The organism is Candidatus Lokiarchaeum ossiferum (assembly GCA_025839675.1).
In the GTDB taxonomy this organism is placed as follows: Archaea; Asgardarchaeota; Lokiarchaeia; order Sigyniarchaeales; family Promethearchaeaceae; genus Lokiarchaeum; species Lokiarchaeum ossiferum.
This window is the reverse complement of the sequence record CP104013.1, coordinates 5,913,367-5,939,476: the sequence shown is the minus strand read 5'-3', so window position 1 is coordinate 5,939,476 and position 26,110 is coordinate 5,913,367. Positions and strand designations below refer to the sequence as shown.

The following is a 26,110-nucleotide window of genomic DNA, read 5'->3' as shown; positions in this document are numbered from 1 at the left end:
AAGAATTGGGATTATAAAAATTTATTTCATTCCAACAAATTTGCCCGATTTCAAGAATTCGCATGGTTTAATGTAATCTTTACCAATTTTTGCAGCAAGCTCCGCAAGAAGGGTACTCCACTTTTCATAATTTTGAGTTGCAAGTTCCATTACTCCTGGGCGATTAAATCCTGCCATCATGGTATCATCAATCACTTGCCAGTTCTTTACTACTCCTTCTTCCAATAAACGACAGCCTTCATTCGCTTCAATAGCATCTAATTGTTCAGCCGTTACTATTCCCGCTTTTTTAGATCGATCGATCTTAGGACGTCCTTGAGTCCAATCAAAGAAACCTTGACCGACTTTCCTTCCTAACTTCTTAGTTTCATACATTTCAGTATAGGCTTTTCCAGGAGTAAAATCAGGAGACAACGTTTTAGCATAATAATTATTGATATGATAATATGTATCGTGGCCCACATAATCCCCCAACTCAAGAAATCCCATAGGAGAAGTTTCTTTCACAGTATCTGCTTCCAATTCTTCCCAAGTTACCCCTTTCGCAACCGCTTCATCGAATGCCCAATTCATGAGAACAAAACCAGGAGCAATCATACGATTAGCAATAAATCCAGGTCGATCTTTTAGTACCCGAGGACAATAACGCTTTCCACGACAAGGAAGACCTTCAGCCCAAGCCACAGCAATGTCCATTGTTTCATCGGAAGTCCCATCTCCTTTAATAATTTCAACCAAACGCATCAAGGGAACAGGATTAAAGAAATGAATCCCCACGCACTTATCTGCTTTTCCTGAAGCATTAGCTATTTCAGTAACACTCATTGAAGACGTATTGGTTGCAATAATACAATGATCTGGAGCATTATCTGCACAAGTTTTAAAAACATCTTGTTTTATCTTCATATTCTCTATAACTGCTTCCAAAATAAGATCGGCATCTTTCACAGCAGCAGCCAGATCAGTGGTTGTGGACATTTTTTCTAATATAGAGGCAGTTGTCACACCTTCCCCAAGCCGTCCCTTTTGTTCAAGGCGATCCAAACCTTTTTTAAGTCCGCTTACACCCCGATCAATAAATTCATCTTTTATATCAACTACGGTAACCTTATATCCTTTTTGTAAGGAAACCTGTACTACGCCCATACCCATTAATCCAGCGCCAATTACGACAATGTTTTTTATTTCCATTTATTGTTTCACTCTTTTTAGTTCTAAAAAAATCCTATGTTTAATATTCTAAATGATTCCATTTAAGATATTTTAATTTCAATTTTAGAGATTACTCCATGACAATTACATGAAGTCGATATATACACGTTTATTGGTGAATTTTTAATCCTTTTGTTTACATGTTGAGTCAATTTCAGAAAAAAAGATTGTATCTCACTTCCAAGAATTCCTCCTAAACCCGCTCCAAGTTGTTCACTATTAAAACACAGATGAAAATCATCAAGGACATTATTTTTAAGAAATTTATAGACTGTAATAGGTTTCTTTTTCTTATGAAAGGGACAATATGATTCAGGGGCTGTACAATGATCAGGACAAATCTCATTCCATCCCGCGTAAGATAAATATTTTTCAGAATCATTGAAAGAGAAATAATGCATTTCATCGGGTTTATTTAATAAATTTATAGTGGGTTCAACAGATTGAATAAGAAAAGAAGGAAAATGAGTATGTAAGTAATAGATGCCAAGATCCTTCATAACATGAATAGGTGCACTAGGAATAAAAATATCTGGAGGATCAGTCCGAAGCAATTCTGCAATAGTTGCAATATCTCCGACCAGAAAGAGAATATTATCCAAATGATTGGAATCTTCTTTCTCATCCTTTTTAATATTTTGAAGAAATTTTTCTACAAACTCGATAGATACTGGTGTTAATTCATATTTCTGTGAGATAAAACATTCCGGATCTTGATCTACAAGGACAATTAGTTTATTTTTGGATTTCAATTTTTCTATCGCATTGAATCCAAATTTACCTCCGCCGTACACCAGATAATATACCATATCTCTGACCTTTAAAACAACCTGATTAATTAAAAAAAAGTTAAAAATATCTATTCAAAAAGACTTCCATTATTGCATCCGAAATGGAATAAGGATCATTGCCCTTCTCATAACTTAGGATCTTTTCAATAAATTCATTAATCTTCGGATTAGAGAATACAATTTTTTCAATGTTCTTCAATAAGAAATATTTCAAGATATCCACAACATAGTGTTTATAACGGAAAATTAGACGCTGTTTCTTCAAACCACTTGTAATGATGAAATCACCATGTTTCTTGATTTGATCTAACAAAATAGGAACATTTTCTCCAGTTAATCCGTTTGTTTTTAAAACAGGAGGGCGCCAACCTTTGGAACGCAAAACTCGAATAGAATTGTTGGGAGAATCAACATCAATTTTTTCAGAAATATCCAACATTGTTTGCAATTCATTAACACGCCTATCTGCGCCTTCACGATCCATTTTATTGACAACAAAAATATCCGTGATTTCCATGATTCCTGCTTTGATTGCTTGTATTCCATCTCCCATACCAGGAGGCATAATTACTAAGGTTGTGTGAGCACTCTTAAAAATATCAATTTCGGATTGTCCTACTCCAACAGTCTCAACTATAATAATATCGCTTCCATAAGCATCAAGAACATGCAACACATCCTTGGTAGCCATTGCCAAACCCCCTAATTTGCCACGATTTGCCATGGAACGAATAAAAAGATTTTTATTCGTGAAATTAGGTTTCATCCGAATTCGATCTCCCAGTAAAGCACCTCCACTAAAAGGTGAAGTTGGATCTACAGCAATTATGCTAACTTTCTTCCCTGCCTTCAAATATTCACTGGCAATTTGATTCGTGAGGGTTGATTTTCCGGATCCAGGGGCACCGGTAATACCAAGAATATATGCCTTTCCAGTGAGAGGATATATTTCTTTAATGATATTTCTTGCGGTTTCGGGACCACCATTTTCCACATGGGTGATTAACCTTGCTACGGCTCTCCTATTCCCAGCTTTCATTTGATCAATTAGATTTCTTAATTCAGTAGTTAATTCTGTAGTTAATTCTAAATTATTCATCGCATTATCTCTCAATTATGAATAGACTATCGCTTCAAGTTTGCTCTGATATAATCAGCAATTTCTTGGATTTTGGTACCTGGACCAAAACATTCACTAATCCCTACCTCTTTCAAAGCAGGAATATCTTCTTCGGGAATGATGCCTCCACCCAAAACAAGCACATCCTCAATTCCTTCAGCCTTCAACTTTTGCATCACTTGTGGAAATAATACAGGATGTGCCCCAGAAAGAATCGACATTAATAAGCAATCAGGATCTTCTTGTACTACACTTTCTACAATATCTTCGGCGGTTTGATGCAATCCAGTATAAATAACTTCAAATCCAGCATCCCGTAATCCACGAGAAATGACTTTTGCCCCACGATCATGACCATCTAATCCAGGCTTCGCAACAATTAATCTAATACTTCGTTCCATGACTTTCACTCTATTTTAAATTTGATAAAAAAAAAGAATTAGAAAATACTTTCTTCTTTATAGACTCCAAAGACGCTTTTTAAAATTCCAATTATTTCTCCGACAGAACAATATGCCTTCACTGCATCCAAAATATATGGGATTAAGTTTTCCTTAGTTTGAGCAATTTCTTTAACTTTTGCTAAACATTGTTGAGCTTTTTCTTCATCGCGAGATTGTTTCAATTTTTCAAGATCTTTCACTTGTTGTTCCCCAACTTCTTCAGAAATCTTCAAAATTTCAGGTTGTAAGCCTTCTTCCCCAGAAAACTTGAATTTATTGACACCAACTTGTACTTGTTCTTTGGCTTCAAGTTCTTGCTGGAATTGATAAGAAGCATTGGCTATCTCACGCTGGTAAAAATTATTTTTAATTCCTACAAAAGTACCTTCAAGCATAGACCCTTTCCCCATCTCCTTAATTTTGTCAAAGTATCGTTCAGTTTCTTCTTCCATTTTATTGGTTAAAGATTCGACAAAATATGACCCAGCTAAAGGATCAATAACATCAGCAACCCCAGATTCATGAGCGATGATTTGTTGGGTTCGTAAAGCCATTCGTACAGCATCTTCAGAAGGTAAAGCTAAAGCTTCATCAAATGAATTGGTGTGTAGGGACTGAGTCCCCCCCATAACTGAAGCTAAGGCTTGTAGGGTAACTCGGATAATGTTATTGTATGGTTCTTGCGCGGTCAATGAAACACCCGCGGTTTGGGTATGGAACCGAAGTCGAAGCGAACGTGGATCTTTCGCATTATAATCATTTTTCATATGTTTTGCCCAAATTCGACGAGCTGCACGATATTTTGCAACTTCTTCAAAGAAATTGTTATGAGCATTGAAGAAGAAAGATAAACGAGGTGCAAAATCATCCACATTTAAGCCTCGCTTTATCCCAGCTTCAACATAAGCCAACCCATTTCCAAGAGTAAATGCTAATTCCTGTACGGCCGTTGAACCCGCTTCTCGAATATGATAACCACTAATACTAATAGTATTCCAACGTGGCACATTTTTTGTACAATATTCAATAGTATCCACAATCAATCGTACAGAAGGTTCAGGAGGAAAAATATAGGATTTTTGAGCTTGATATTCTTTGAAAATATCATTTTGAATCGTTCCAGTCAACTTAGCCATTGGAACACCCTTTTTTTCCCCAGTAGCTAGATACATACAAAATAGAATTGAAGCGGGCCCGTTGATGGTCATTGAGGTTGAAATTTTCCCCAGATCGATCCCATCAAATAAAGTTTCCATATCCGATAGGGTATCAATAGCCACACCTTCCTTTCCCACTTCCCCTGCACTCATTGGACTACAACTTTCATAGCCATAAATTGTAGGAAGATGAAAAGCGACACTTAAACCAGTCTGACCATTTTCTATGAGATATTTAAATCGCTTATTTGTTTCATCCGCATTTCCTAAACCTGCAAACTGACGCATTGTCCAGAATTTAGCACGATAACTCGTTGGTTGAGCACCTCGTGTATAGGGATATTCACCCGGAAAACCTAAGTCTCGAAGGTAAGAGAGATCTTTGATATCATTAGGAGTATAGAGAGGTTTTACTTCAAGATCAGAAAGAGTTTTAAAAGATCGTTTACGTTCAGGAACTCGTTCCAATGATTTCTTCACAGTGGTTTCTTCCCACTTTTTTTTTTCCTTCGCAATTTCATCCAAATTGTTGGCTGAGTTTGCATTTGAATTCTCTGTCATTTTTTTCACCTAGATATTGGTAAGTATTTCCTTTTATTCTACAACGCATTTAAAATTCGATTCCTGCTCTCGCAAAAATACCTTCTTGAAATGGATGTTTGATTTCTTGCAAGTGAGTCACATAATTTGCAATTACCTCAAATTCAGGGATTTTTTCATGGCCTGTCATGATGATTTCCACTGTTGAACCCTTTTTTCTCAAAATTTCAACAATTTGTGATGATTCATATAACCCAACCTTAATCATCGAGCCAATTTCATCCAATATCACTAAATCATAATCAGAAGAGGTAATTACTTCTTGAATTTTGTTTAATCCTTCAAGAGCATTCTTCTTTTGACTCTCAATTTGTTTGTCTGACCTAATAAAGTTAAAATCTCCATATTGGAAAATCGGGACACCTAATTTTTCGGTTAATGCAACATATTCCCCGTAGTAAAAGCCTTTTTGACCGCTTGGATCGTGTTTTTTTAAAAATTGAAGGAGAACTGGTCGGAAATTTCTACCAATTGATCTGACTATATGTCCTATAGTGATTGAAGTTTTACCACAGCCCTTTCCATAGTAATAATGAATTAAGCCTTGGTCTAGAGTTGGTGATGTCGTCATGAGCAAAATCAATCCTAATTTCTTAATTAACATACAGTCGGATTATATTAATTATGGTTATTGTCGAGTTTTTTAAAAATGTTGTGTAAAAGAGAAAAATTAATCGCTAACTTTGTTCCAATCAGTCCAAAAATACTAAAACTAATAATATTAATTGTTGGTATGACTTGAATATATCATCTGCAATTGCTAACAAGTTAGAGTTTTAATATTCCTAATAATTATTGTGGTTACTAATGAGATCAAAAAATCTTGAAGAATTGTGGATCCTTTCAAGTAAAGGGGAAGAAGTTGTTCACATCCAAAAAATAAAGCAGGAAGAAGAAATTATATTAATCCGCAATTTCTTCAGTGGAATCCATCAATTTATGCAAGACATGGGAGGAAGCAATTTTTATCATCTTAATATCAGCGGTAAAGATTTCATAGGAATTAATATTAATATTCAGTCACACACCAATGATTATTCTTTCTATTTGATTGGTAAGTTTGAAGGATTGCGACAAAAACGATGTTTAGCAGTACTTTCAAGAATAAAAAAACAAATCATCAAGCTCAAATGGTCTGAAACCAAGAAAGAGGATTTATCAGATCTTCTTACTAATTTAATTAGAAAGATCGGATTATTCTAATTTATAGTGTTTTGTAGAATTCCAAATTTTAACCACTAAACTTTAATTTGGAAAGCACTAAATTTTTAATTAGAAATCTCATTTTGGAAGAAAATTAAAATGCCTACACGAAAAGTGAAAGTTCCAGTCAATAAAAGCGCCAAAGGCGAATCCTTTAAAAAAGAACTTGAGAAATTTGGGAGATATATTGTTGGAATCTCCTTAGAATCTCTTAAAACCGTTGGAAAATATGATTTAACTAATCGAACTAATGAATTTTATTTTCGAGTAAATTCCGATGGAGTTCTACGAACTCGAGTTCCTAATAAGGGATGTATTGAGTTACGGGAAAATCAAGCATTTCTCTCAAAATCGGATAAATTAACTCTTTGGAGCGAATTTGTTAGATTTAAGAAAGATGAAGAACGATTCGTTGAAGTTGAAATACAGATGCGGGAAGAGGATCCAGGAAAAGATTCAGTCTTAGCAAAGAAGAACTTCAAGATAAAATGCCCTTCAAAAACGATGTACGAAATTTTGCAAAGTAAAGACGGAAAAACGAAAGCCAAATTTAAAATCTACGCAAAACAAACCAGTTACTGAAAATTCTTTTTTATTTCTTTATTTTAAGCAGAAATTTTATTTAAATTTTAAAAAGAACGGAGCCAGAGTGATTTTTTTTGCAATAGGGAGACGTTTATAAATTTGCTCTCCGCACCATTTATCATTTTCTTCGGGGTAGTTGCCTAAGTCGTCGCATTGATAGGCAGTCCATATATTTTTGCGAACTTGTGGAACTTCTTTTATAGCTTGTAAATACGCTTCCCATATTGAGAAAGAGGGTTTTTCTCCTCCCTTGAAAAACATTTCATCCGATATAGTCCCCATTTTTATGTAAGAATCGATTAAACTGCACTTCAATTGTTTTTGATATTGCTTAAGAGATTGGGCTGAATAACCACTTTGAGATTCGTACAAATTTTTAAGAACTTGAGAAGCAATTTTAGCAGACACGACCGCTCCAACGATTCCTTCAAAATAGAGAGGATACAATAATCCTGCCGCATCACCAATTGTAATAATATTTTCAGCAAAATTTTTTTCAACAGGATATCTAGGAGAACAACCATAGGAAAAAGCATTAGGAGTCATAATGTTTGGTTGTGGTGAAAGATTTTGGAAGAAATTTTTAAGAGGCTCGTATTTATTCAAAATTCTGAGAAATTTATTGCCCATCTCTTCATGGGATTCTTCCGATACAAACCCAATGTTGAAAAAATTCCTTCCCCGATTTAGCCAGAGCATACCGGTAGTACTAATTTGAGGATGTAAACGATAGATATAATCATGAGGGACATTTTTCAAGATTTGATCCCTTGTTCCAAAAAAAGTCGTTGAAACAGTATTAAAAGTATCCGGGACAGAACATTTAACTTGGGAATTTAAATTATACCCGGTGGCACCCGAAGCAATGATAAACATCCGTCCATTGATTAAATACTCTGAAGAATTTGAACGCATCTTTATGAGAAGTGAGTTCGACTTAGGATTAATTTTAAGTGCTTCAGCGCCCCACAACATTTTACCTCCGGATTTCACCCCTGCTTCAATGTACCAATTAATTAAATTTTGATAATTTACCATTTTTGCCAATGGTGCACCCCACTCATGGCCATCAACACAGACTTCGGATTTTCGAGAAGCATAAACAGAAGTCCAATGATCCCGAATGAAAATAGATGGATCACCAAGAGGAACTTCTTCCATCCAAGGTAAATCATGCATACACAAAACTTTTGCGATAGAATTATTTTGATCTGCCTCAAAACGTTTTTCTATCAGGAGACAAGTTGCTGTTTGAGATAAATGGTAAAATAATTTTGCTCCAGCAATCCCAGCTCCGATAATAATAAATTCATAGATCTGAGATTGTTGAACACGCGGTTCCATTACCTATGATAATTTTTTTTTCATTAAAGAATTTACTGCACCTTTCATTTAGTATCCCATCCAGAAAGGCTTTAAATTAACTGAAACGTTATGTCAAGAAAATGACATATTTTAATTAATGTTTCCTCTTGTGTGTTGTATGTTATTGAAATGAATTAAATAGCTACAATTCGATTTAAAATTGATGCATATTATGAATAATTAGTCTATTAAGATAATCAAAGTCATAAGCAATGTCTCATGATCTTAAGACTGGATGGTAGGTTTTCAACCATGATGAATTATAATTTGAAATTTTCCCTAACTCTTTCCAGAATGAAATTTCTATATTTTGTATTATTTTTACAATAGGAAATTAATGATTTGAGAAATAGGTAAAATCAATATTTTGAATTTTTCTGGTCAGCATTCATCCATTTTTGTCAACGATTGAAAAATAACTATGGAAATGTTATTCTTACCATTTTCATCCATTGTTGATACTGAAAGATTATGTTATACCTTTTTTCAAAAAGGTTGTTCGTTGAAATTTGTTAAGAAGTTAATTAAAGAAAAAGCTAAGTTTTAAAAATTTGTGATTATAACTATTTAGTAGAATATAATTTTTATTCAAAAAAAATAATTCAAAAAACAAAACTGAGATATCATGGGAAATCAAACTTTAAAGTTTTTCAATCTCTTTCGCAAAAGAGGGTTTTCTGAGACAATAAGCATTTTACATTCGTTTCCGGAAAAAGAAATCGTGCAATCCAAATTCTTTGAACAATTACAGAAGGAAAAAAGTTATGCCAATTCATATTTTCGAGTAAAAAAAGACCTGCTCGCCCATAAGTTAATCGCATATAAGCTAAACGATGATAATGAGAAAGTTATCTTTTTAACCGAAAAAGGGGCAAGCATATGGGATAAGGTTCAAGAAATAGAAAAACTGATTTAAATTTTTAATATCAATGTCATTACTTTCTTTAACTTCCCTTTTTTCAATTCTTTTCTGCCCTCAATTCGACTCATTTAATTTTATTTTTATACAAATAGATTGAAAAACCTATGAAAAATATCATACATAAAGAAGAAAATGTATAAAAAGGAATAGTGAGATTGAATTCTGCAATAAATCCAGCAATGATGGGAGTTATTCCTAAACCTAAGCCAACCATACTTTCAAAAAGACCCGCTTTCGCACCTTTGCTGGAAGGTTCATATTTCATTGTTAATTCGAGAGATAAATAATATACACGTGCTATAAAAAAACCAGCAATAAACATAATGATCGATAAAATAATAACATTCTTTACTAAAGCCATAGTTAAAAAAAGAATGGATATAATCAAAATTGAGGATTTTAGCGCGAAAAAACTATTTTTGAGAAATTTCCCAGATATAAAGGCGATAAATTGTCCGATACCAAAAATAAAAAGCACCTGACCAGTGACAAACCCGGATAAATTTAGACCTCCAGAAATCACAGCATAATTTGGAAAATATCCCAAGAAACCTTTTGAACAAATTGCATAGAGTAATGTCCCTAAAAGAAGGAGAATAGCGAGAGAATTTAAGTTGATCTTCTCCGAGGATGGATCAGAAGGGGATATTGTGTGACCTGACAAGACCTCGGGTTTGCTAACATCATTCTGCCCATTTTTGGGAACATTTTGTGCTAACGGAGCAATTTTTCCATCATCGAACCTTAATATTCCTTCTGATGAAAAATTGGTTGTAGGAAACAATTGAAACCCTCTGTTTTTAGGAATCGCCACAATCACAATTAATAAAGCAGCAAAATATGCCAAAAGAACTATAATATAACCATTTACTATCCTTAAATCCGAAAAAAACCCCCCAATTGGGGAACCAATTGCAGCTCCAAAACCCCAGCTAATACAAAACCATCGAATACTCTTTTCATGGGCTTCAGACGATTTGCTTGTGGATTCTGAAAGGAATGATTCTATTGAAGGCCAATAGAAAGAATAAGCTGCTGCACGTGTCACTTGACCCCCAATTATCACAAAATAGAGAATATTAATAGGTAAATCCATCATAAAAATGTAAACTATTGCATTCACCATCTGACCAGTGGTTGCTATTATCAAGCTCTTCCTATGGGAAAGCCGATCCACCAGTTTGCCTATCAAGAAAGGCATAATTAAATAACTTAGACCGTACGCAGAAATAATCCACCCGATTTTTGTTGTTGAAAACCCCACTGAATCTGCATAAATAATGAATAGCACACTCAAAATCATATTGGTCAAATCACCAATAAAAGGCAAAAGATAAATTAACAATCTTCGGATTTTTAAGTCCACATTTTGCCTAAAGCAACATTGATTATAGTTTTTTTTATCCTTCTTCAATATTTTGATATTAATCTTCCCACACTTTCCAATTCCCTTTATTTAGCAGAGATCTCTTTAATATCTTCTTCACTCCAATTTTGATTTTCTTATGATTTACTTTCAATAGATAAAAACAAATTTAAGAACAAGTCGCTAATTAAATAATTATTAATTCAAGATATTACGAAACTATCTTTGAAAAATAACACGGATTGGGATAAAGAAAAATGGCAGATTACGTTCTTAAGATTTGTCTTCTCGGAGACGGGGCAGTTGGAAAGACAAGTTTAGTTTATAGATACATCGAAAACCGGTTTTCACGTGATTTTAAATCAACTTTGGGAGTAAACCTTCTCAAAAAAAAATTAACACTTGATGGCGATTTTGCGGGAAAGACCGCTAGCGTTCAAATTTGGGATCTTGGTGGACAACAAGCATACAGAAAGTTGCGAAAATTATATTTGGAAGGGTCTCAAGGAGCATTGGTCGTGTTCGACATCACATCTCAAGCATCCTTTGATCATCTCGATGATTGGATTGGATCCTTAATTGAAATCCGTGGTGATAAAGTTCCTATGATTTTAATTGGCAATAAAATTGATTTGGAAGAAAATAAGGTAATTACTCAAGAACAGGCGGATGAGTATGCCAAAAAATATAATATTCCATTGATATTAACGTCGGCCGCTACTGGGGAAAAGGTCGAAGAAGCATTTAAAGACCTGATTATGACGATTGTCAAAACTATCTAATTTTTTCTCTTTTTCAGAGCAATTCTTAATTTTAAATTATCTAACCAATTATTTAGAGGTATTGGAGTTTATGTAAATTTAATATTGTGATAAAATGGTTTTTAAAAAAAAATTCAAAATAGTGAACTCCACAAGGATTCAAATGTCATAAAAAAAAATGGAATACACTTTGCATAATTATAAAACTTTCCCGTGGACTTTTAATACTCCATTGAATTCCCCCTTATTATATCTAACCCCAATTCAATCGGCCATTCTAATGTTGCAACTTTTCAAAATAAGAAGTCTTAGAAAAAAAAAACTTCAAGTGCAGGAAAATAAAAACGAAATCTAAAAGATCCAAAAAGAGTCGATAGGAGGCAACAATATGTAAGTTTTTTTTCCAATAATCATGAATTTTTTTAAGGATCTTTTTTCTCTTATTTAAAAGCGATTAGTCTTGTTGTGTTTGTACTCACAATTCTTTTAAGAGAAACTCACTAAATTAAATATATTAATTCAACCACAAAAAAATTTTTGTGAAATGTGAAAAATATGGCAGACGAGGAATTTACGAACGATTTTATTTTCAAAATTTGTGTTATTGGGGATGGGGCCGCCGGAAAAACATCGCTCATCAAACGCTTCACACAAGGCAGTTTTAATAAAGACTATATCAAGACACTTGGTGCGCAATTTTCTAGGTATGAAAGAATAGTCGGTGAGAACAAAAATATTAGAGCACGATTGTTTTTCTGGGATATTGCTGGACAAAGTGAGTTCAAATTTATGCGTCCAACATTTTATAACGGAGCCAAAGCCACAATTGTTGTTTATGATCTGACACGAGATGAAACGATGCACAACGTTAACGAATGGATAGATGATATCAGTAATTACTGCGGAAATCTCCCAACAGTGTGTTTTGCGAATAAAAGCGATTTAATTGACGAGGAAACCTATGATCAAGCAGCGATCCAAAAAATTGCCAAGGAACGAGGCTTTTTAGGCTTTTATCTTACATCAGCCAAAACAGGAAAACATGTCGAAGATGCATTCAATTCAATCATTGATATTTTGGTAAAAAATGCATTGAAAGAAAGCTAAAAAACCATTTTCAATTGAGGAAGAAGAGAAATCAAGGAGAAGTAGGTTGCAAATATGGGATATCCATTAATTTATTATTTTACGAGCCCCTATTGTGCTCCTTGCAAAAGCGTAACGAAAATGCTGAATGAAATAAATATGAGTCTTTTTGGTAACAAATTACGAATAAAAAAAATAAACATAGCATCGGATATTGAAATCGCACGAAAATTCAATGTAATATCAGTTCCGACACTCATCATTGGAAAAACTCGCCTTTCGGTGATAATTGATAAAAATGAGATGACGGATGCAATATTACAAGGATTTTTATCTTCAGTTTCTTTTGATGATGAAGATATGCTTATGGAAGAATAAGGGAAAGGCATAAAAAGGAAAAGGAGAATAAAAGGAAGGGTTTGTATGAATAGAATTTTGCTTGAAGGAATGCTAAAAAAAATGAAATTGCTTTTAAAAAATGGATCTAATATAGGGGATTTAAAGATCGGGGCATTATATGCCTTGGGAAACCAATTAGAAGCAATTTTTTATTTCATTGGACATGAACTTGGGAGTACCATCGATGATGAACCAATGGAAGATAAAAAACTTGTAAATATATTAAAACAAGTATCAGATTCTTATCACCTCGGAACATTCCATCTTTTGGAAGAAAATTCAGACCACATTACGTTTGGATTGGAATCTTGCAGGTCGTGTAAAGATATCGACATCCCAAATATTGAAATCCAGCAAGGATTTTGTTCTTTTGAAGCGGGATTATTTGCAGGGATTGTGGAACGTATCACTGGGAAACATTGTTTTGCGCAAGAATTAGAATGTCGTTTATCTGGTAAAGAAGCGAAAATGTGTAAATTTATGATTGTAGTTCCTTCGGAATAACTCCATTTATGGGAAAATTAGAGATCAAGGATTATGAATATTTTTTAACGTAATGGAGCGACTGAAGGCATTTTTTTCAACCAAATTAATTCTACAAAGATTTATAGACTATTTCATGGAATTTTTAATGAAAGCAAGTATTTTTAGGAACAAAAACATATACATTAAAATACGTGTATTATAATTCTGATAATAGGTGTAAAATATGAGCTCAGCAGATAAAGTAGTGGCGTTCGTGTTGTTGGTTACGGATTCGAATTCAACAGAAAATATTTTTAATGAAGTACAAAGTATTGATAAAGTGAAAGAGGTTCATTTGATTTATGGGGATTATGACCTGATAATCAAGGTAGAGTTAAACAATCTTCAAGAAATGACCAGTTTTATGATGGATTTGCGGAAGAAATTTGATATTAAAAAGAGTAGCACTCTCATTACTTTAGCTAAATAATTTTTTGACTTTTTCTTTTCTCTTTGAATAATTAAGAATCTTTTTTGGATTTTAGGAACATTTTAGCTAATTTGGTAATGAATGAGTAAGAAATAGAACCCATCACGATTTTCTAAGATTTTTTTTGTTTCCATCTCATTTAATAAAGATTGTATTTCAGTTTCAGGGAGTTCGATATATTTGGTAAGATTGGAACATTGCATTGAACCGTAACGCAACAACACTAAAATAATCTGGTTTTCAGGGGATGTTTCATTGAGTAGCAGCCATTCTAAAGATAATTTCAAATCAATCTCTCGATTTTTTAGCTCAGTGACCTCATTCGCAAGTTTAGTTAAAACCGCTTCTCGAGCTTTAAATACAGATTGGGATAAGCCAAAAATACGAGTCAATTCATTTTCTAATTTTTGAGATTCAGAGTGATCCGATACGGATTTATTAATAGTATAAATAATTTCAGTGAAATCACTTGCATCTTCAAATTTATTCAAAATTAGCACAATAACTTTCTGTAAATCTTCATTCCCAATGGATAAAGCATGAAAATCAGTTTCTTGAATAGTTATTAATCCCGGGTTGAACGAGTGAGAGATTTGCAAAAGCTGAACTAAATTGGATGGAACTTCAATGTCTGGATATTTAAATGACACAACTCCTCCCTCAAATTCATCCCAATCGATTATCACAATTCCTTCTGGCATATTTATCTCTCTTTGTTTCATGAAAAATTTAGTTATGATCTAATTTTTGTAATTAATCCTAAAACATTTACTTAATTCTATGCTTTATAATATTATTAATCCATTGGATTTGATGCTCTATGCCCGTATTAAAAGAAATAATTGATGCTCATGCACATCTGATCTGGCCGACGTTATTGAAACAAGTCGATCAAGTGATCAAACGCGCACAAAAGCAAGGAATCACAACAATTATCAACACGGGAATTAAATATGATGATTTTGAACCATGTTTGAGGTTGGGAAAACAATTTCCCATAATAAAGAATATTATTGGAATTCACCCAGAAGAAGCCGTTCAACCCGATGTAGATGTAAAGCTTTTCAAAGATCACTTTCGAAAGCATTCAGAGGAGTTTTTAGCATTAGGAGAAATTGGTTTAGACTATTTACAGGTCCGTGACTCTTCATTACGAAAATTTCAAGAACAAATTTTTAGGGATCAATTGGATTTTGCTATCGAAATGCAAAAGCCAGTAGTAATTCACTGTCGATGGGCGGAAAAACATGCAGTGAATATCTTAGAAGAAGAAAAATATTCAGATCTTCCAGGAGTTTTACTTCACTGTTTTATTGGAGCAGAAAAATATATTGCCCGAAGTCTAGAACATGATAATTGGTATTTTACAATTCCCACTTCCGTTTATTATAAAAAAATAAATCAAGAAATCGCCAAAAGACTCCCAATTGAAAAAATAATGTTAGAAACTGACGCCCCTTTTCTGCAACCCAAACCAGAATTTGAAGTCAATGAACCTCAATACCTAAAATTTTCAATAGAAAAAATATCAACATTGAAGAACATATCTAAAGATGATATTGCAGAGATTACGACCCATAATTGCAAATCTTTCTTTAATCTAAAATAACTTGACCCCAGTAAAATTATAGAAATTCAGGTGAATCAAAATCGGAGTTTATTATGTATATATTCTTAAGTGCACGAGTCGGAAAACAAATAAAGTTTCTTTATATACTGGATCAACTCAAGATCTCATGATTAGAATTGAACAACACCGAACTGGAAAGGGGGCCAAATATACTCGAGGAAAGATAATAGATTTGGCATATTTTGAAATGCAGCTATCTCGAAGTGAAGTAATGAAACGAGAATATGAAATTAAATCATTTTCATCCGCTAAAAAATGGGAATTGATAGAAAAATTTCAAAACAATTTAAAAGAAAAAATCGAATAACTTACCACCGGAGAAGTTAGACTAAATGAATGAAATAACAAAGCCAAAATACACCACCCGCCCGATTTTAATATTACTTATGGGACTCCCTGCTTCGGGTAAGAGTACTTTTGCTCAATTATTGCAAGAAGTTTGTAATTTTGAATCAATGTTTGATAGCGTAACAATCATTGATATTGATGAAATTCGAACAGAAATGTTTGGGCCAATTTTCCAACCCGAAAAAGAAAATGAAGTACAAGCTGAAAAATTTAAACGAGTACACCAAAACTTGAAATCAAATTCAGTTGTGATTGTGGACGATTTACATTACTTTATATCAATGCGTCATCGTTATTTTGAAATGAGTATCAACGAAAATGCAATCTATATTCCCATTTATTTCTCAAATCCTGAAAAAGTATGCTTGAAGTGGAATTTTGGGCGAGGAAGTCCAATTCCATCCAAACTGATTCATGAAATTAAAGTGAAGTTTGATTTTCCCGGGCAGAAATACAAGTGGGATGCCCCTAAATTGGAGATAGATTTCAGTAGAATTTCTTTAGATGGAGCAATAGAAAAGACACTTAATCAAGTTCGTATCGAAATTGAAAATAACAAACGAAAAGAGGAAGAATCGAAACAAATGTCTTTAAATCAAAATTCAAAGGAAAGCCAAGTAGATGAATCCAAAAATGAGACAGAGAAATTATCTCGATCACTCATCCACGATATTATAACGGAAAAAATAAGTCAATCGAATAAGGAAGACATAAATCGGTTACTTCTTAAAGAATATGATATTCCACTTTCTTCTATCGAAGCACCAAAAATTCTTTCAGAATTACGGAAAAAATTCTTAATTTGGAAAGAGCAAAAGGAGTATGAGAAAATTTCGATGAACCTATTTTTGGAATTTTTAAACGAATCCTTATCGAACTGAATCCATAATTTTTTACACCATTAACTTTTATATATACTTGATTATTATGAGTATGAGTGGTATGGCACCAACAGACGACAATAGAATCATTAAAACATTACGTGTTGCGGAAATAGCAAAAGCTTCAGCAGGCAGATTTATGTGCCGAATGGATACAAGCGTAATAAAAGAAATGGAATTAAAACCTGGCGAAATCGTAGAGATCATCGGAAAAAAGAATACCGCTGCCATTCTATTCCCAACTTCAACCTCAGAAACGGAGATTATATTATTAGACGGATTAACTCGGAGGAATGCGGGAATTGGAATTGGAGAATATGTAAAAATTCGCAAATGTAATTATTCGATCGCCAATAAGGTAGTACTTAGTTTAATTCAATCAGATTTAAAGCTCTCATCGAGCATTAAGCAAATCAAACTAAACCTTTTGAATAAACCAGTACAAGCAGGAGATATTATAAACGTATCAGGCTCTAATTTAGCGAAAAAGGAACAAGGAAATGGCCCCTATAAAGAATTAAAAGAAATGATGCCATTCTTGAAAACACCAACTGTGTCCATAGGGGAAGTTAGATTTGCAGTTGTGGAGACTAAACCTAAGGGCATAGTTCAAATTCAGAATTCCACAGCCATTGAAATTCGGGAAGGTTTTGTGGCGACTAATTCCATGGGAGATATTACGACTTATGATGATATAGGTGGATTAGGAGAAGTAATACACCGCATTCGGGAAATGGTAGAATTACCTTTGAAACATCCCGAATTATTTCAACGCGTTAATATAGATCCTCCAAAAGGAGTGTTGCTCCACGGACCACCGGGAACAGGAAAAACGTTGATGGCGCGTGCAGTTTCTCAAGAAGCGAATGCAACTTTTATAACCATTAATGGTCCGGAAATTATGAGTAAGTTTTATGGTGCATCTGAAGAACGGTTGCGAAATATCTTCAAAGAAGCAGAAGAAAAAGCCCCTTCAATTATATTTATTGATGAAATCGACTCTATTGCGCCAAAACGAGAAAATGTATCTGGTGAAGTAGAGCGTCGTGTAGTTGCCCAATTGTTAAGTTTATTAGATGGATTAAAAGGAAGAGGACGTATCATTGTGATAGGCGCTACAAATCGTGTTAATTCAATTGATGAAGCACTACGACGTCCTGGGAGATTTGATCGGGAGATAGAACTCTCGGTTCCTGACGCAGATGGTCGAAAAGAAATATTGCAAATCCACACCAGAGGCATGCCCTTAGCAACTGATGTAGAGTTAAAAGAATATGCAAGGCTTTCCCACGGATTTGTAGGTGCAGATTTAATGGCCGTTGCAAGGGAAGCAGCGATGTCTTCACTTCGAAAAATACTTCCGAAAATCGATTTAGATAAACCAATCCCAACTGAAATTCTCGATTCGTTACAAATCACTGATGATGATTTTCAAAACGCCCTTCGAATGGTAGAACCAAGTGCGATGCGAGAAGTTTTAGTTGAGGTACCCAATGTGAAGTGGGATGATATTGGAGGCTTAGAATCTGTTAAACAAGAATTGAAAGAAAGTATAGATTGGCCTCTAAAATATCCGCATCTCTATAAAAAAGCAGGTATTAGATCTGTAAATGGGGTACTTCTTTATGGCCCACCTGGTTGTGGTAAGACATTATTGGCAAAAGCTGTTGCTACAGAATCAGAAATCAATTTCTTAACAGTAAAAGGTCCAGAAATCTTTTCAAAATTTGTAGGAGAAAGCGAAAAAGCAGTTCGTGAAATTTTCCGCAAAGCTCGCTTATCCGCACCATCTATTATATATTTTGATGAAATAGATGCCATAGCAGCCAACCGAGGAGGTGGAATGGGTGCATCTTCAGGTTCCAATGTGGGGATGCAAGTAGTTAACCAAATATTAGTTGAAATGGATGGAGTAGAAGATAGGAAGGGTGTTGTGATTGTTGCAAGCACTAATCGTCCCGATATTCTAGATCCTGCATTATTACGACCAGGTCGATTTGATCGATTGGTTTATGTTCCAGCCCCAGAAGTAGAGGGACGTAAGAAAATTTTAGATGTGCATACCAAAGATATGCCATTGGCAGAAAATGCTAAAGCCAAACTTGATTCTATTGCTGAAAATACAATGGGATACAGTGGTGCAGATTTAGAAAATGTTGTGCGAGAAGCAGGGATGCAAGCCATTCGAGAAAAATTAGAGGATTTTGAAATGATAGATTTAGCACACCTTGAATATGCACTCAAGAAAATTCAAGCATCTCTTACACCGGATTTAATTGCAAAATACAACGAAATTTCAGAAAAACTCTCAAATCAAAAGATACGAGCAGCAGCACCATTCAAAGAACCGGGACTCTTTTCTTAATTTTTTTATTTCATTTTACTACGTGATTTTTTATGATTTATACAAATCGATGGACAAACAGATTAAGCGACCTTATTAAAGAAGCAGCACAAGAGATTATACCAATTGTGGGCACAGTTCAAGGACAAAAAACATACTCACGGGGTGCAGGAGGTGATATTACGCTTGAAATTGATAGAAAAGCGGAAAATTTTATATTAAATTGTCTAAAAAAATATAAAGAATCATTCAATGTCATATCTGAAGAAATTGGGAACAGATATTGGGATGCAGACCAAGAATTATTCTTTAAAAAAGACTCCGTTCAATATAAATCAACTTCTAATTTTTTTCTCATTGATCCAGTTGATGGATCTACTAATGCAAAAAGAGGAATTCCTTTTTATTGTATTTCAATTGCTTATGCAACAAGTGCCAATTTCACAGATCTCCAGATAGGGGTTGTATATGATATAGCAACCAATGATCTATATGTGGCAGAAAAGGGGCATGGATCTTATCTCAATGAAAAACCCATTCACTGCTCTGAAGCAACTACTATTTCCACAGCAATTTTAGGCACGGATTTGGATCCGAGAAGAATTCTTCCCGATTATCAATTATTCAAGCAAAATTTACTTACTCAAGTCCGGAAAGTAAGAGTATTTGGAGCGTGTGCTTTAGAATTGTGTTTAGTGGCACGAGGAGGATTAGATATTTATTTCGATATGCGAGGCATTACACGTATAGTAGACATTGCAGCAGGAATCTTAATCCTTACGGAAGCAGGAGGAATTGTCTGGAATGAAGATTTTACTTCAATAAAAAATCATGAAGTATCACTTAATTTACATTATTCCCTAATAGCATTTACTCCGACACTTTCTAAAGAACTAAAGGAAAAAAGAAGGGACATTTTGAATATTTAAATCAAACCGTTATTGCATTGATAAAGCAATAGCGATTATTGCTGACACTACAATCACCAATACGATAGTATAAGCAATCCATTGTCTTTTAGCATCTCGCCGTTGACTACTTCTTCTTCTTTTTGCTTGAACACGTCTGTGACTCATGATAGTTTCCTCAATGTATCAGCGAATAAGAATATTATGATGCAGTAAAAGGGGCTTCAGAGGATTGAGTTTCTCGAATTTTTTTCTCATTTATTTCCTCAAGTTCAATTTCATCGGAGGTTTTTTTCCGAAGGAGTTCGGTTAAAACAACCCGATTATAGCTCATCAACATGCGAGGAACTAATCCTTCCGCCATATAAGGACCATCGGGAACTTTTTCTTGTAAGCGATATAATTTTCGTTCTTTAATGATTTCCCCAAGATATTCTTTGTAAGTTTCATGATACCCGTAAATATTCTTCCCATCAATGACCATTTCCCGTGTATATCCATCTGGACAACCTATTTTTTCAAGGAGAAGAACAATATTCTCGAGAGTTAGGTTTTTTAATAAAACTTCATCTTCAGCTTTACCCGAATACGCAGGACCGGTTTGTTCCTCTTCATACGTTTTTTCTTCTTCTAATCCAATCAAAATTTTGAATGGTGTTGATTCCTCATTCTCGTCCACAGTACTTATTTTGATTGCAGGACCAATATTATCTCTCACATTGGAAGCGGCACTCGCTGCGATAAATTTCATTCTTACTGAAGTTTCACTTCCAGCCCATATGTAAGATCGGTATTTTGAAGCCTGAACGAAATATAATATTAAGTCGGGTTTGAGAATTTCATGGAGCTTAACTTCTGCTTCTATTTCCAACTCTTCAAACTCAGCGAGTTCATCATTTAATTGAAAAACTCTGACTTCTTGTTCATCTTTCTGAGGAATTTCAGTATCATCCATAACAAATCAGTTTTTTGTAAATTTTAAGGTCGTAATTGAGTAAAAGATCTTCTTATCTTATATTAAAATATGGCTTTTCCATTAAAAATGATTTGGGAAGGGGAATAATTTGAAATTAAAATTAAATAGTGCGGGGAGAGGGCTTCGAACCCTCGCGCCTCTATAGGACTGGATTCTGAGTCCAGCATCGTGGACCAGACTTGATTATCCCCGCAAAAATGGATATAATTAAAGAAAGTTAACTAGAAAGAAAGTTAAATAGAAAATAAGTTTTACGATTTCAGTACGAATTCAATTACATTTTAATTAGGATTGAAAACGTTTTAAGAAATTCATGCGTTCAACTAAAAACTTGGCTGCCAAAGCGGTTTCTCTAGGATTGAAAAAGACTGGAATGTGCGATTTTTTTTGTAAATCTTTAATTTCTTGGAATCCTTCACTAAAAACCATTAAAGGAATCACAGGTTTCACCCGATGTGTTTCATCCCATGCACGAACAATTCCTCGCAGATGAGCTTGGGGTTCAAAATCCATAAAGGGTGGAACTAAACTACAAGGAACGACAATATCAATTTCGGGGTCTTCAAGCATTGCCTTTGTCACAATATAATATTGTTCTTCAGTGGCTCCAGCAATCATATCCAAGGGATTTACGTACTTAACTAAGGGAATTAAATGAGGCCGGACTTTTTCTATGAACGTTTTACTAAAATCAATTAATTTTAGACCAAAGTTTTCGGCATGATCACAAAATAGAACACTACTCCCCCCACTACTGGTAGAAACAGCAATCCTGCCACCTTTAGGAATAGGAAGCTGTGAAAAAGTCTTCAATGCAGTAATATAATCGGGCATATTTTCACATAAGACACACCCTGCTTGTTCCACAGCCGTCTTAAATATATTATAATTTGTTGCAATAGAACCGGTATGACTACTTGCTGCAGCCAAGCCCGTAGGATTCCTACCTCCTTTTTGGATAATCACAGGCTTATATGGAGTTATTTCTTTTAATTCATTAAAAAAATCTCTCCCTTCTTTAATCGCTTCTACGTAAATTGCGATAACTTCTGAATTTTTATCTTCTTTATAATATTTTAAAATGTCTATGAAATTAATATCAATCTGATTTCCCAGATTCGCAAATTTGGAACACCCTATATTTTGTTCATACCATTCCCAAATACATGCTCCACCAAAGGAACCCGATTGGGAAACCATGCTTATATTGCCCTTATAAGGTGTTTGAATAAAAGAAGCATTTAATCCGATATCTACATTTTCAATTCCAACGCAATTCGGCCCAATAACCCGAATCCCTGCAGAACGACATTTCATCGCAATAATACTTTCTAAGGATTTTCCCTGCGCATCAATTTCTCCAAATCCCGCAGTGACAATTATTATTCTTTGAACTTGTTTCAAAATACATTCATCTATCACAGATTCCACGAATTTAGCAGGCACTAGTATGATAGCCAGGTCAATTTTATCTTGAATATCACGAATGGATAAAAATGTGGGAGTATGATTAATTTCCTTAGTTCCTTTAGAAATAAAGTAAAGTTGGACAGGTAATTGGGGGGTTTTTAGCAAGTTTTTTGTGACTGCATTCCCAAATTTTTTAGGATTATTAGTCGCTCCAATCACAGCAATTGATTTTGGATTGAAAAAGATATGGGGCATGAATAATATATCACTATTCATAAAGTAGTAAAAAAGTTATGAAAAAATTAACGAAGAAGGAAATTCATCCGATCAATTAAAATTTTAGTTGCATATGCTGCTTCATGAGGAGTCGAAAAGAAGGCAACATTTTCTTTAATTGCAAGATCAACCACACCTTCATAACCACTACCAAATACCAATAGGGGTAACATTGGTTTTTTTCTTCCAGTTTCATTCCAGGCCTTTATCATCCCACTAAAATTGTTTTCAAATTTCATACCCAAAAATGGGGGATAAACACCGCAGGGAATTACAATATCAATTTCTGGATCTTCCAACATCACCTTAGTAACTTGATAATAGGTATCTTCATTGGCTCCAGCAATCATATCTAAAGGATTTACTTTTTGAACCAAGTCGATCAAATAAGGTTTTAACTTTTCTATTAATGAATCGGAAAAGGGAGCAAGTTTTAAACCTTGTTCTTCCGCATTATCGCTGTAGAGAACACCTGCCCCACCGCTATTAGTTAAGACCGCAATTCGATTTCCTTTAGGTAAGGGCAAAAGCGAAAAAGTTTTTAGAGCAGTGACATAATCTTCCATCTTTTCACACATAACAGCCCCTGATTGGTCAACAGCTGCTTTTAAAACGGTGTAATTGGAAGCAAGAGAGCCAGTATGACTACCCGCAGCTGCCATTCCCGCTTGAGTTCTTCCTCCCTTCAAAACTACAACAGGTTTTACAGGAGTGATTGCTTTTAATTCTTGATAAAATGATTTTCCATTTTTTACTGCTTCGGTATATACAGAAAGAACTTTTGAATTCTCATCTTCTTTGAAATAGTGTAAAATTTCATCGAAGGTTAAATCTACTCCATTTCCGATATTAGCAAATTTTGAAAGCCCCAAATTGTTCCACCGCATGCCATCAATCATCGCACATCCAAAAGATCCCGATTGAGATACCATGCTAATATTTCCTTTGATGGGAGATTGTATAAAAGAAGCATTCATTCCAATGTCCACATTCTGGATACCCACACAATTCGGACCGATCATGCGGATTCCAGCTGCACGACATTTACGAGCCATTTCTTGCTCAATTTGCTTCCCTTCTTCATTTATTTCACCAAATCCCGCAGTCACCACAATAATTCGTTTAACAGGTTTTTGAATACACTGATCAACAATGAAAGGTACAACTTTTGCAGGCACCAATACAATAGCTAAATCAATATCCTTGGGAACATCTAATAGGGATTTATAAGCTTGCAATCCATAAATTTTATCATTACTACGTGAAATGGGAAAAAGCTCGGCTTCTAAATTAGGATTATCCAGCAAATTAGTTGTTACTGCATTCCCAAATTTCGAAGGATCTTCTGTCGCACCAATAACTGCGATTGTTTTCGGGTAAAAGAATAATTTCGTCATTCAAATAAACATCCTAATAATAAGTTCAATAAAAATAAAAAAGAAGACCATTTTATGGCTGTTTTATTCTTCAGCAACATAAAATGCTTTAGAAGGACATACAAACGTGCATGTTTTGCAAGCCCGACATTGAGATTGATCAATATATGCCTTCTTAGTCTCAAAGTTAAAGCTGATTGCAGGACAACCGAACTTACGGACACAGATTTGACACCCAATGCACTTTTCTGGATCAACTTTAACAGTTGGCAATTTTATCTTGTTTTTCTTTACAAGGCGCATTTCTTGGAGAGAACACATATGTTTCGCAATAAAAACACGAACTCCTTTGGCTAAGACGGCTTGTTCCATTTTTTCCATCATAGCATCCATTTCATAGGCTTCTTGAACCCATATATTCTCTTTTGGAACACCACAGCCTTCAACAACTTTTGCGATGTCGATCTTCACACCTTGTTCACCGGTGATCTTGATACCATTTGCAGGATTATCTTGTCCACCAGTCATACTGGTAAAGCTGTTATCTTGAATGAAGATTAACATATCATTTTGGTTATACACGGCGTTTGTTAGAGGTGCAATTCCAGAATGGAAGAAGGTAGAATCTCCAAGTAAAGCAGTTACAATTTGACCTTCAGGAACAATCTTTGCAAAACCATTTGCCATCCCAATGCTTCCTCCCATACATAATGCAGTATCAGCCGCCTCCAAAGGTTTATAGACCCCTAAGGAATAACAGCCAATATCATTATTTTTAATAAATTTCAATTTTAGCTTTCGTTCTAATTGTTTCATCACCCAATAGGTATTTCGGTGATGACAAGCCGGACACATTTGAGGAAGACGTGGAGGTGCCGTAATGTCTAATTCTGGAGCTTTAAACGGAGTATAGTCAATTCCAAGCAGTTGAGTAATTTTAATGTTTAAAGTTCCTGGAGTTAATTCGCCTTGTTGAGGAATTATATTTTTGCCGTGAATTTTAACTGAGTTTATTTGTTCCTCAAAAGCCAGAGCTTTAAACTGCTCTTCAAAGATGGGTTCCAATTCTTCAACAATTACGAGTTCATCAACTGAATTCATGATTTTTTTCATCATGATTTTTGGTAAAGGATGCACCAATCCTAATTTAAGGATTGAAACTTTTTCAGTAAGACCAAACTGGTTTAGAGTATCCATTAAATGGGAGTAGGCAATTCCAGCGGCAACAAATCCATATTTCTTACCATTCATTTTTTCTTCAGAAATAGTTAGGCCATTAAATGGAAAATCATCGGCAATTTCTGCAATACCTTCCATTCGTTTGATAATAGATGTTCGTTGAGGTCGAGAATTGGATGGAACACAAACCCAGCGATTTCGATCAAAATCAAATCCTATCTCACGATCAGGTTTTTCAATTTCACCCAACTCCACATCTCCACGACCATGATTCATTCGAGTTGTTGTTCGGAAAAGAACAACAGAATTATGTTCTTCTGAAAATGGGAATGCATACTTCATCATATCCTTAGCTTCTTGAGGTGTAGAAGGTTCAAATACTGGTACTAAAGCATGAAGACCATAATAGCGATTATCTTGTTCATTTTGACTGGAGAATTGACTAGGATCATCTGCAGAAACTAACACCATCCCTCCACGAACCCCGTGATAGGCCGCTTCAAAGAGAGAATCAGTGGCCACATTAACACCAACATGTTTCATTATAGCAACGGATCGAGCGTTTGACATTGAACCTGCATAGGCAACTTCAAAAGCGACTTTCTCGTTTACGCTCCACTCCACATTTATATGTGGATGAAAAGGTACACAAGCAGCAATAGCAGGTGTGATTTCAGACGAAGGTGTTCCCGGATAAGCAGCAGCCATAGTTACTCCTGCTTCTAAAACACCTCGCGCAATTGCTTCATTTCCTAACATAATTACTTTCTTACCAGGTTCATTCAAAGCAACATTTGGGATTTTTTTTGAACTCATT

The 26,110-nt window shown here is 34.7% G+C and carries 27 protein-coding genes and 1 tRNA gene; 13 read left to right on the top strand and 15 right to left on the bottom strand.

The annotated features are described in order from the left end of the window. Nucleotides 1-21: 21 nt before the first annotated feature. The 6 genes from NEF87_RS25255 to NEF87_RS25230 all read right to left on the bottom strand — a co-directional run bounded on the left by NEF87_RS25255 (nucleotide 22) and on the right by NEF87_RS25230 (nucleotide 5,894). Nucleotides 22-1,191, bottom strand: coding sequence for a 3-hydroxyacyl-CoA dehydrogenase NAD-binding domain-containing protein (locus tag NEF87_RS25255; protein WP_457918021.1), 1,170 nt, complete (start codon nucleotides 1,189-1,191; stop codon nucleotides 22-24). A gap of 62 nt (nucleotides 1,192-1,253) precedes the next feature. Further along, nucleotides 1,254-2,021 carry a hypothetical protein gene (locus NEF87_RS25250; protein ID WP_457918020.1) on the bottom strand — a complete coding sequence of 256 codons (768 nt, stop codon included), beginning with the start codon at nucleotides 2,019-2,021 and terminating at the stop codon, nucleotides 1,254-1,256. Nucleotides 2,022-2,061: 40 nt separating this feature from the next. Then, nucleotides 2,062-3,102, bottom strand: a complete 1,041-nt coding sequence (meaB, locus tag NEF87_RS25245) for a methylmalonyl Co-A mutase-associated GTPase MeaB (protein WP_371804236.1) — start codon at nucleotides 3,100-3,102, stop codon at nucleotides 2,062-2,064. 26 nt (nucleotides 3,103-3,128) lie between these two features. Then, entirely contained in the window at nucleotides 3,129-3,524 is a 396-nt protein-coding gene (locus tag NEF87_RS25240; RefSeq protein ID WP_371804235.1) for a cobalamin B12-binding domain-containing protein, read from the bottom strand. Nucleotides 3,525-3,562: 38 nt separating this feature from the next. Then, nucleotides 3,563-5,284, bottom strand: coding sequence for an acyl-CoA mutase large subunit family protein (locus NEF87_RS25235; RefSeq protein ID WP_371804234.1), 1,722 nt, complete (start codon nucleotides 5,282-5,284; stop codon nucleotides 3,563-3,565). A 49-nt stretch (nucleotides 5,285-5,333) separates the two neighbouring features. After that, nucleotides 5,334-5,894: a cob(I)yrinic acid a,c-diamide adenosyltransferase gene (locus NEF87_RS25230; protein ID WP_457918019.1), complete on the bottom strand. Its 561-nt coding sequence runs from the start codon at nucleotides 5,892-5,894 to the stop codon at nucleotides 5,334-5,336. 236 nt (nucleotides 5,895-6,130) lie between these two features. Here NEF87_RS25230 and NEF87_RS25225 point away from each other — a divergent pair, with 236 nt between their 5' ends. Both NEF87_RS25225 and NEF87_RS25220 read left to right on the top strand, forming a co-directional pair. Continuing rightward, nucleotides 6,131-6,526: a hypothetical protein gene (locus NEF87_RS25225; RefSeq protein WP_457918018.1), complete on the top strand. Its 396-nt coding sequence runs from the start codon at nucleotides 6,131-6,133 to the stop codon at nucleotides 6,524-6,526. Between the two features lie 99 nt (nucleotides 6,527-6,625). Further along, the gene (locus NEF87_RS25220; protein WP_371804231.1) at nucleotides 6,626-7,108 is read left to right on the top strand and encodes a hypothetical protein; all 483 of its coding nucleotides are present in this window, start codon (nucleotides 6,626-6,628) and stop codon (nucleotides 7,106-7,108) included. A gap of 36 nt (nucleotides 7,109-7,144) precedes the next feature. Here NEF87_RS25220 and NEF87_RS25215 read toward each other — a convergent pair whose 3' ends face one another. Then, the gene (locus tag NEF87_RS25215; RefSeq protein ID WP_457918017.1) at nucleotides 7,145-8,455 is read right to left on the bottom strand and encodes an NAD(P)/FAD-dependent oxidoreductase; all 1,311 of its coding nucleotides are present in this window, start codon (nucleotides 8,453-8,455) and stop codon (nucleotides 7,145-7,147) included. Nucleotides 8,456-9,101: 646 nt separating this feature from the next. On the opposite strand from NEF87_RS25215, the gene NEF87_RS25210 reads away from it, so the two are divergent. Then, nucleotides 9,102-9,392 (top strand): hypothetical protein, encoded by a 291-nt coding sequence (locus NEF87_RS25210; protein ID WP_371804229.1) that lies wholly within the window; start codon nucleotides 9,102-9,104, stop codon nucleotides 9,390-9,392. Between the two features lie 70 nt (nucleotides 9,393-9,462). Here the strand turns inward: NEF87_RS25210 and NEF87_RS25205 are convergent, their stop codons facing one another. Then, on the bottom strand, nucleotides 9,463-10,764 hold the full coding sequence (locus tag NEF87_RS25205; protein WP_457918016.1) for an MFS transporter: 1,302 nt from the start codon (nucleotides 10,762-10,764) through the stop codon (nucleotides 9,463-9,465). 257 nt (nucleotides 10,765-11,021) lie between these two features. Here NEF87_RS25205 and NEF87_RS25200 point away from each other — a divergent pair, with 257 nt between their 5' ends. From NEF87_RS25200 to NEF87_RS25180, 5 genes are all read left to right on the top strand, one after another. Next, nucleotides 11,022-11,546: a Rab family GTPase gene (locus tag NEF87_RS25200; RefSeq protein ID WP_371804227.1), complete on the top strand. Its 525-nt coding sequence runs from the start codon at nucleotides 11,022-11,024 to the stop codon at nucleotides 11,544-11,546. Nucleotides 11,547-12,080: 534 nt separating this feature from the next. Next, the gene (locus NEF87_RS25195; RefSeq protein WP_371804226.1) at nucleotides 12,081-12,632 is read left to right on the top strand and encodes a Rab family GTPase; all 552 of its coding nucleotides are present in this window, start codon (nucleotides 12,081-12,083) and stop codon (nucleotides 12,630-12,632) included. Between the two features lie 54 nt (nucleotides 12,633-12,686). After that, complete coding sequence (locus NEF87_RS25190; RefSeq protein WP_371804225.1) at nucleotides 12,687-12,989, top strand: thioredoxin family protein; 303 nt, start codon at nucleotides 12,687-12,689, stop codon at nucleotides 12,987-12,989. Between the two features lie 45 nt (nucleotides 12,990-13,034). After that, a complete protein-coding gene (locus NEF87_RS25185) occupies nucleotides 13,035-13,514 on the top strand; it encodes a V4R domain-containing protein (protein WP_371804224.1) in 480 nt (159 codons plus the stop codon). 205 nt (nucleotides 13,515-13,719) lie between these two features. Further along, the gene (locus NEF87_RS25180; RefSeq protein WP_371804223.1) at nucleotides 13,720-13,965 is read left to right on the top strand and encodes an Lrp/AsnC ligand binding domain-containing protein; all 246 of its coding nucleotides are present in this window, start codon (nucleotides 13,720-13,722) and stop codon (nucleotides 13,963-13,965) included. A gap of 62 nt (nucleotides 13,966-14,027) precedes the next feature. Here the strand turns inward: NEF87_RS25180 and NEF87_RS25175 are convergent, their stop codons facing one another. Further along, the gene (locus NEF87_RS25175; RefSeq protein WP_371804222.1) at nucleotides 14,028-14,666 is read right to left on the bottom strand and encodes a hypothetical protein; all 639 of its coding nucleotides are present in this window, start codon (nucleotides 14,664-14,666) and stop codon (nucleotides 14,028-14,030) included. A 119-nt stretch (nucleotides 14,667-14,785) separates the two neighbouring features. Here NEF87_RS25175 and NEF87_RS25170 point away from each other — a divergent pair, with 119 nt between their 5' ends. The 5 genes from NEF87_RS25170 to NEF87_RS25150 all read left to right on the top strand — a co-directional run bounded on the left by NEF87_RS25170 (nucleotide 14,786) and on the right by NEF87_RS25150 (nucleotide 20,097). Further along, nucleotides 14,786-15,574, top strand: a complete 789-nt coding sequence (locus tag NEF87_RS25170) for a TatD family hydrolase (RefSeq protein WP_457918015.1) — start codon at nucleotides 14,786-14,788, stop codon at nucleotides 15,572-15,574. 40 nt (nucleotides 15,575-15,614) lie between these two features. Further along, nucleotides 15,615-15,902, top strand: a complete 288-nt coding sequence (locus NEF87_RS25165) for a GIY-YIG nuclease family protein (RefSeq protein ID WP_371806877.1) — start codon at nucleotides 15,615-15,617, stop codon at nucleotides 15,900-15,902. 25 nt (nucleotides 15,903-15,927) lie between these two features. Next, nucleotides 15,928-16,824 (top strand): AAA family ATPase, encoded by an 897-nt coding sequence (locus tag NEF87_RS25160; RefSeq protein ID WP_371804220.1) that lies wholly within the window; start codon nucleotides 15,928-15,930, stop codon nucleotides 16,822-16,824. Between the two features lie 61 nt (nucleotides 16,825-16,885). Beyond that, nucleotides 16,886-19,189 carry a CDC48 family AAA ATPase gene (locus NEF87_RS25155; RefSeq protein ID WP_457918014.1) on the top strand — a complete coding sequence of 768 codons (2,304 nt, stop codon included), beginning with the start codon at nucleotides 16,886-16,888 and terminating at the stop codon, nucleotides 19,187-19,189. Between the two features lie 32 nt (nucleotides 19,190-19,221). Continuing rightward, on the top strand, nucleotides 19,222-20,097 hold the full coding sequence (locus NEF87_RS25150; protein ID WP_457918013.1) for an inositol monophosphatase family protein: 876 nt from the start codon (nucleotides 19,222-19,224) through the stop codon (nucleotides 20,095-20,097). 9 nt (nucleotides 20,098-20,106) lie between these two features. On the opposite strand, the gene NEF87_RS25145 is transcribed toward NEF87_RS25150, so the two are convergent. The 6 genes from NEF87_RS25145 to iorA all read right to left on the bottom strand — a co-directional run bounded on the left by NEF87_RS25145 (nucleotide 20,107) and on the right by iorA (nucleotide 26,109). Beyond that, entirely contained in the window at nucleotides 20,107-20,244 is a 138-nt protein-coding gene (locus NEF87_RS25145; RefSeq protein WP_371804217.1) for a hypothetical protein, read from the bottom strand. A gap of 34 nt (nucleotides 20,245-20,278) precedes the next feature. Then, nucleotides 20,279-21,031, bottom strand: a complete 753-nt coding sequence (locus tag NEF87_RS25140; protein WP_457918012.1) for a hypothetical protein — start codon at nucleotides 21,029-21,031, stop codon at nucleotides 20,279-20,281. Nucleotides 21,032-21,160: 129 nt separating this feature from the next. Then, a tRNA-Leu gene (locus NEF87_RS25135) sits at nucleotides 21,161-21,245 on the bottom strand. 92 nt (nucleotides 21,246-21,337) lie between these two features. Continuing rightward, complete coding sequence (locus NEF87_RS25130; protein ID WP_457918011.1) at nucleotides 21,338-22,717, bottom strand: CoA-binding protein; 1,380 nt, start codon at nucleotides 22,715-22,717, stop codon at nucleotides 21,338-21,340. Nucleotides 22,718-22,764: 47 nt separating this feature from the next. Continuing rightward, the gene (locus NEF87_RS25125; protein ID WP_457918010.1) at nucleotides 22,765-24,135 is read right to left on the bottom strand and encodes an acetate--CoA ligase family protein; all 1,371 of its coding nucleotides are present in this window, start codon (nucleotides 24,133-24,135) and stop codon (nucleotides 22,765-22,767) included. 63 nt (nucleotides 24,136-24,198) lie between these two features. Next, on the bottom strand, nucleotides 24,199-26,109 hold the full coding sequence (gene iorA / locus NEF87_RS25120) for an indolepyruvate ferredoxin oxidoreductase subunit alpha (RefSeq protein ID WP_457918009.1): 1,911 nt from the start codon (nucleotides 26,107-26,109) through the stop codon (nucleotides 24,199-24,201). Nucleotide 26,110: the final 1 nt, after the last annotated feature.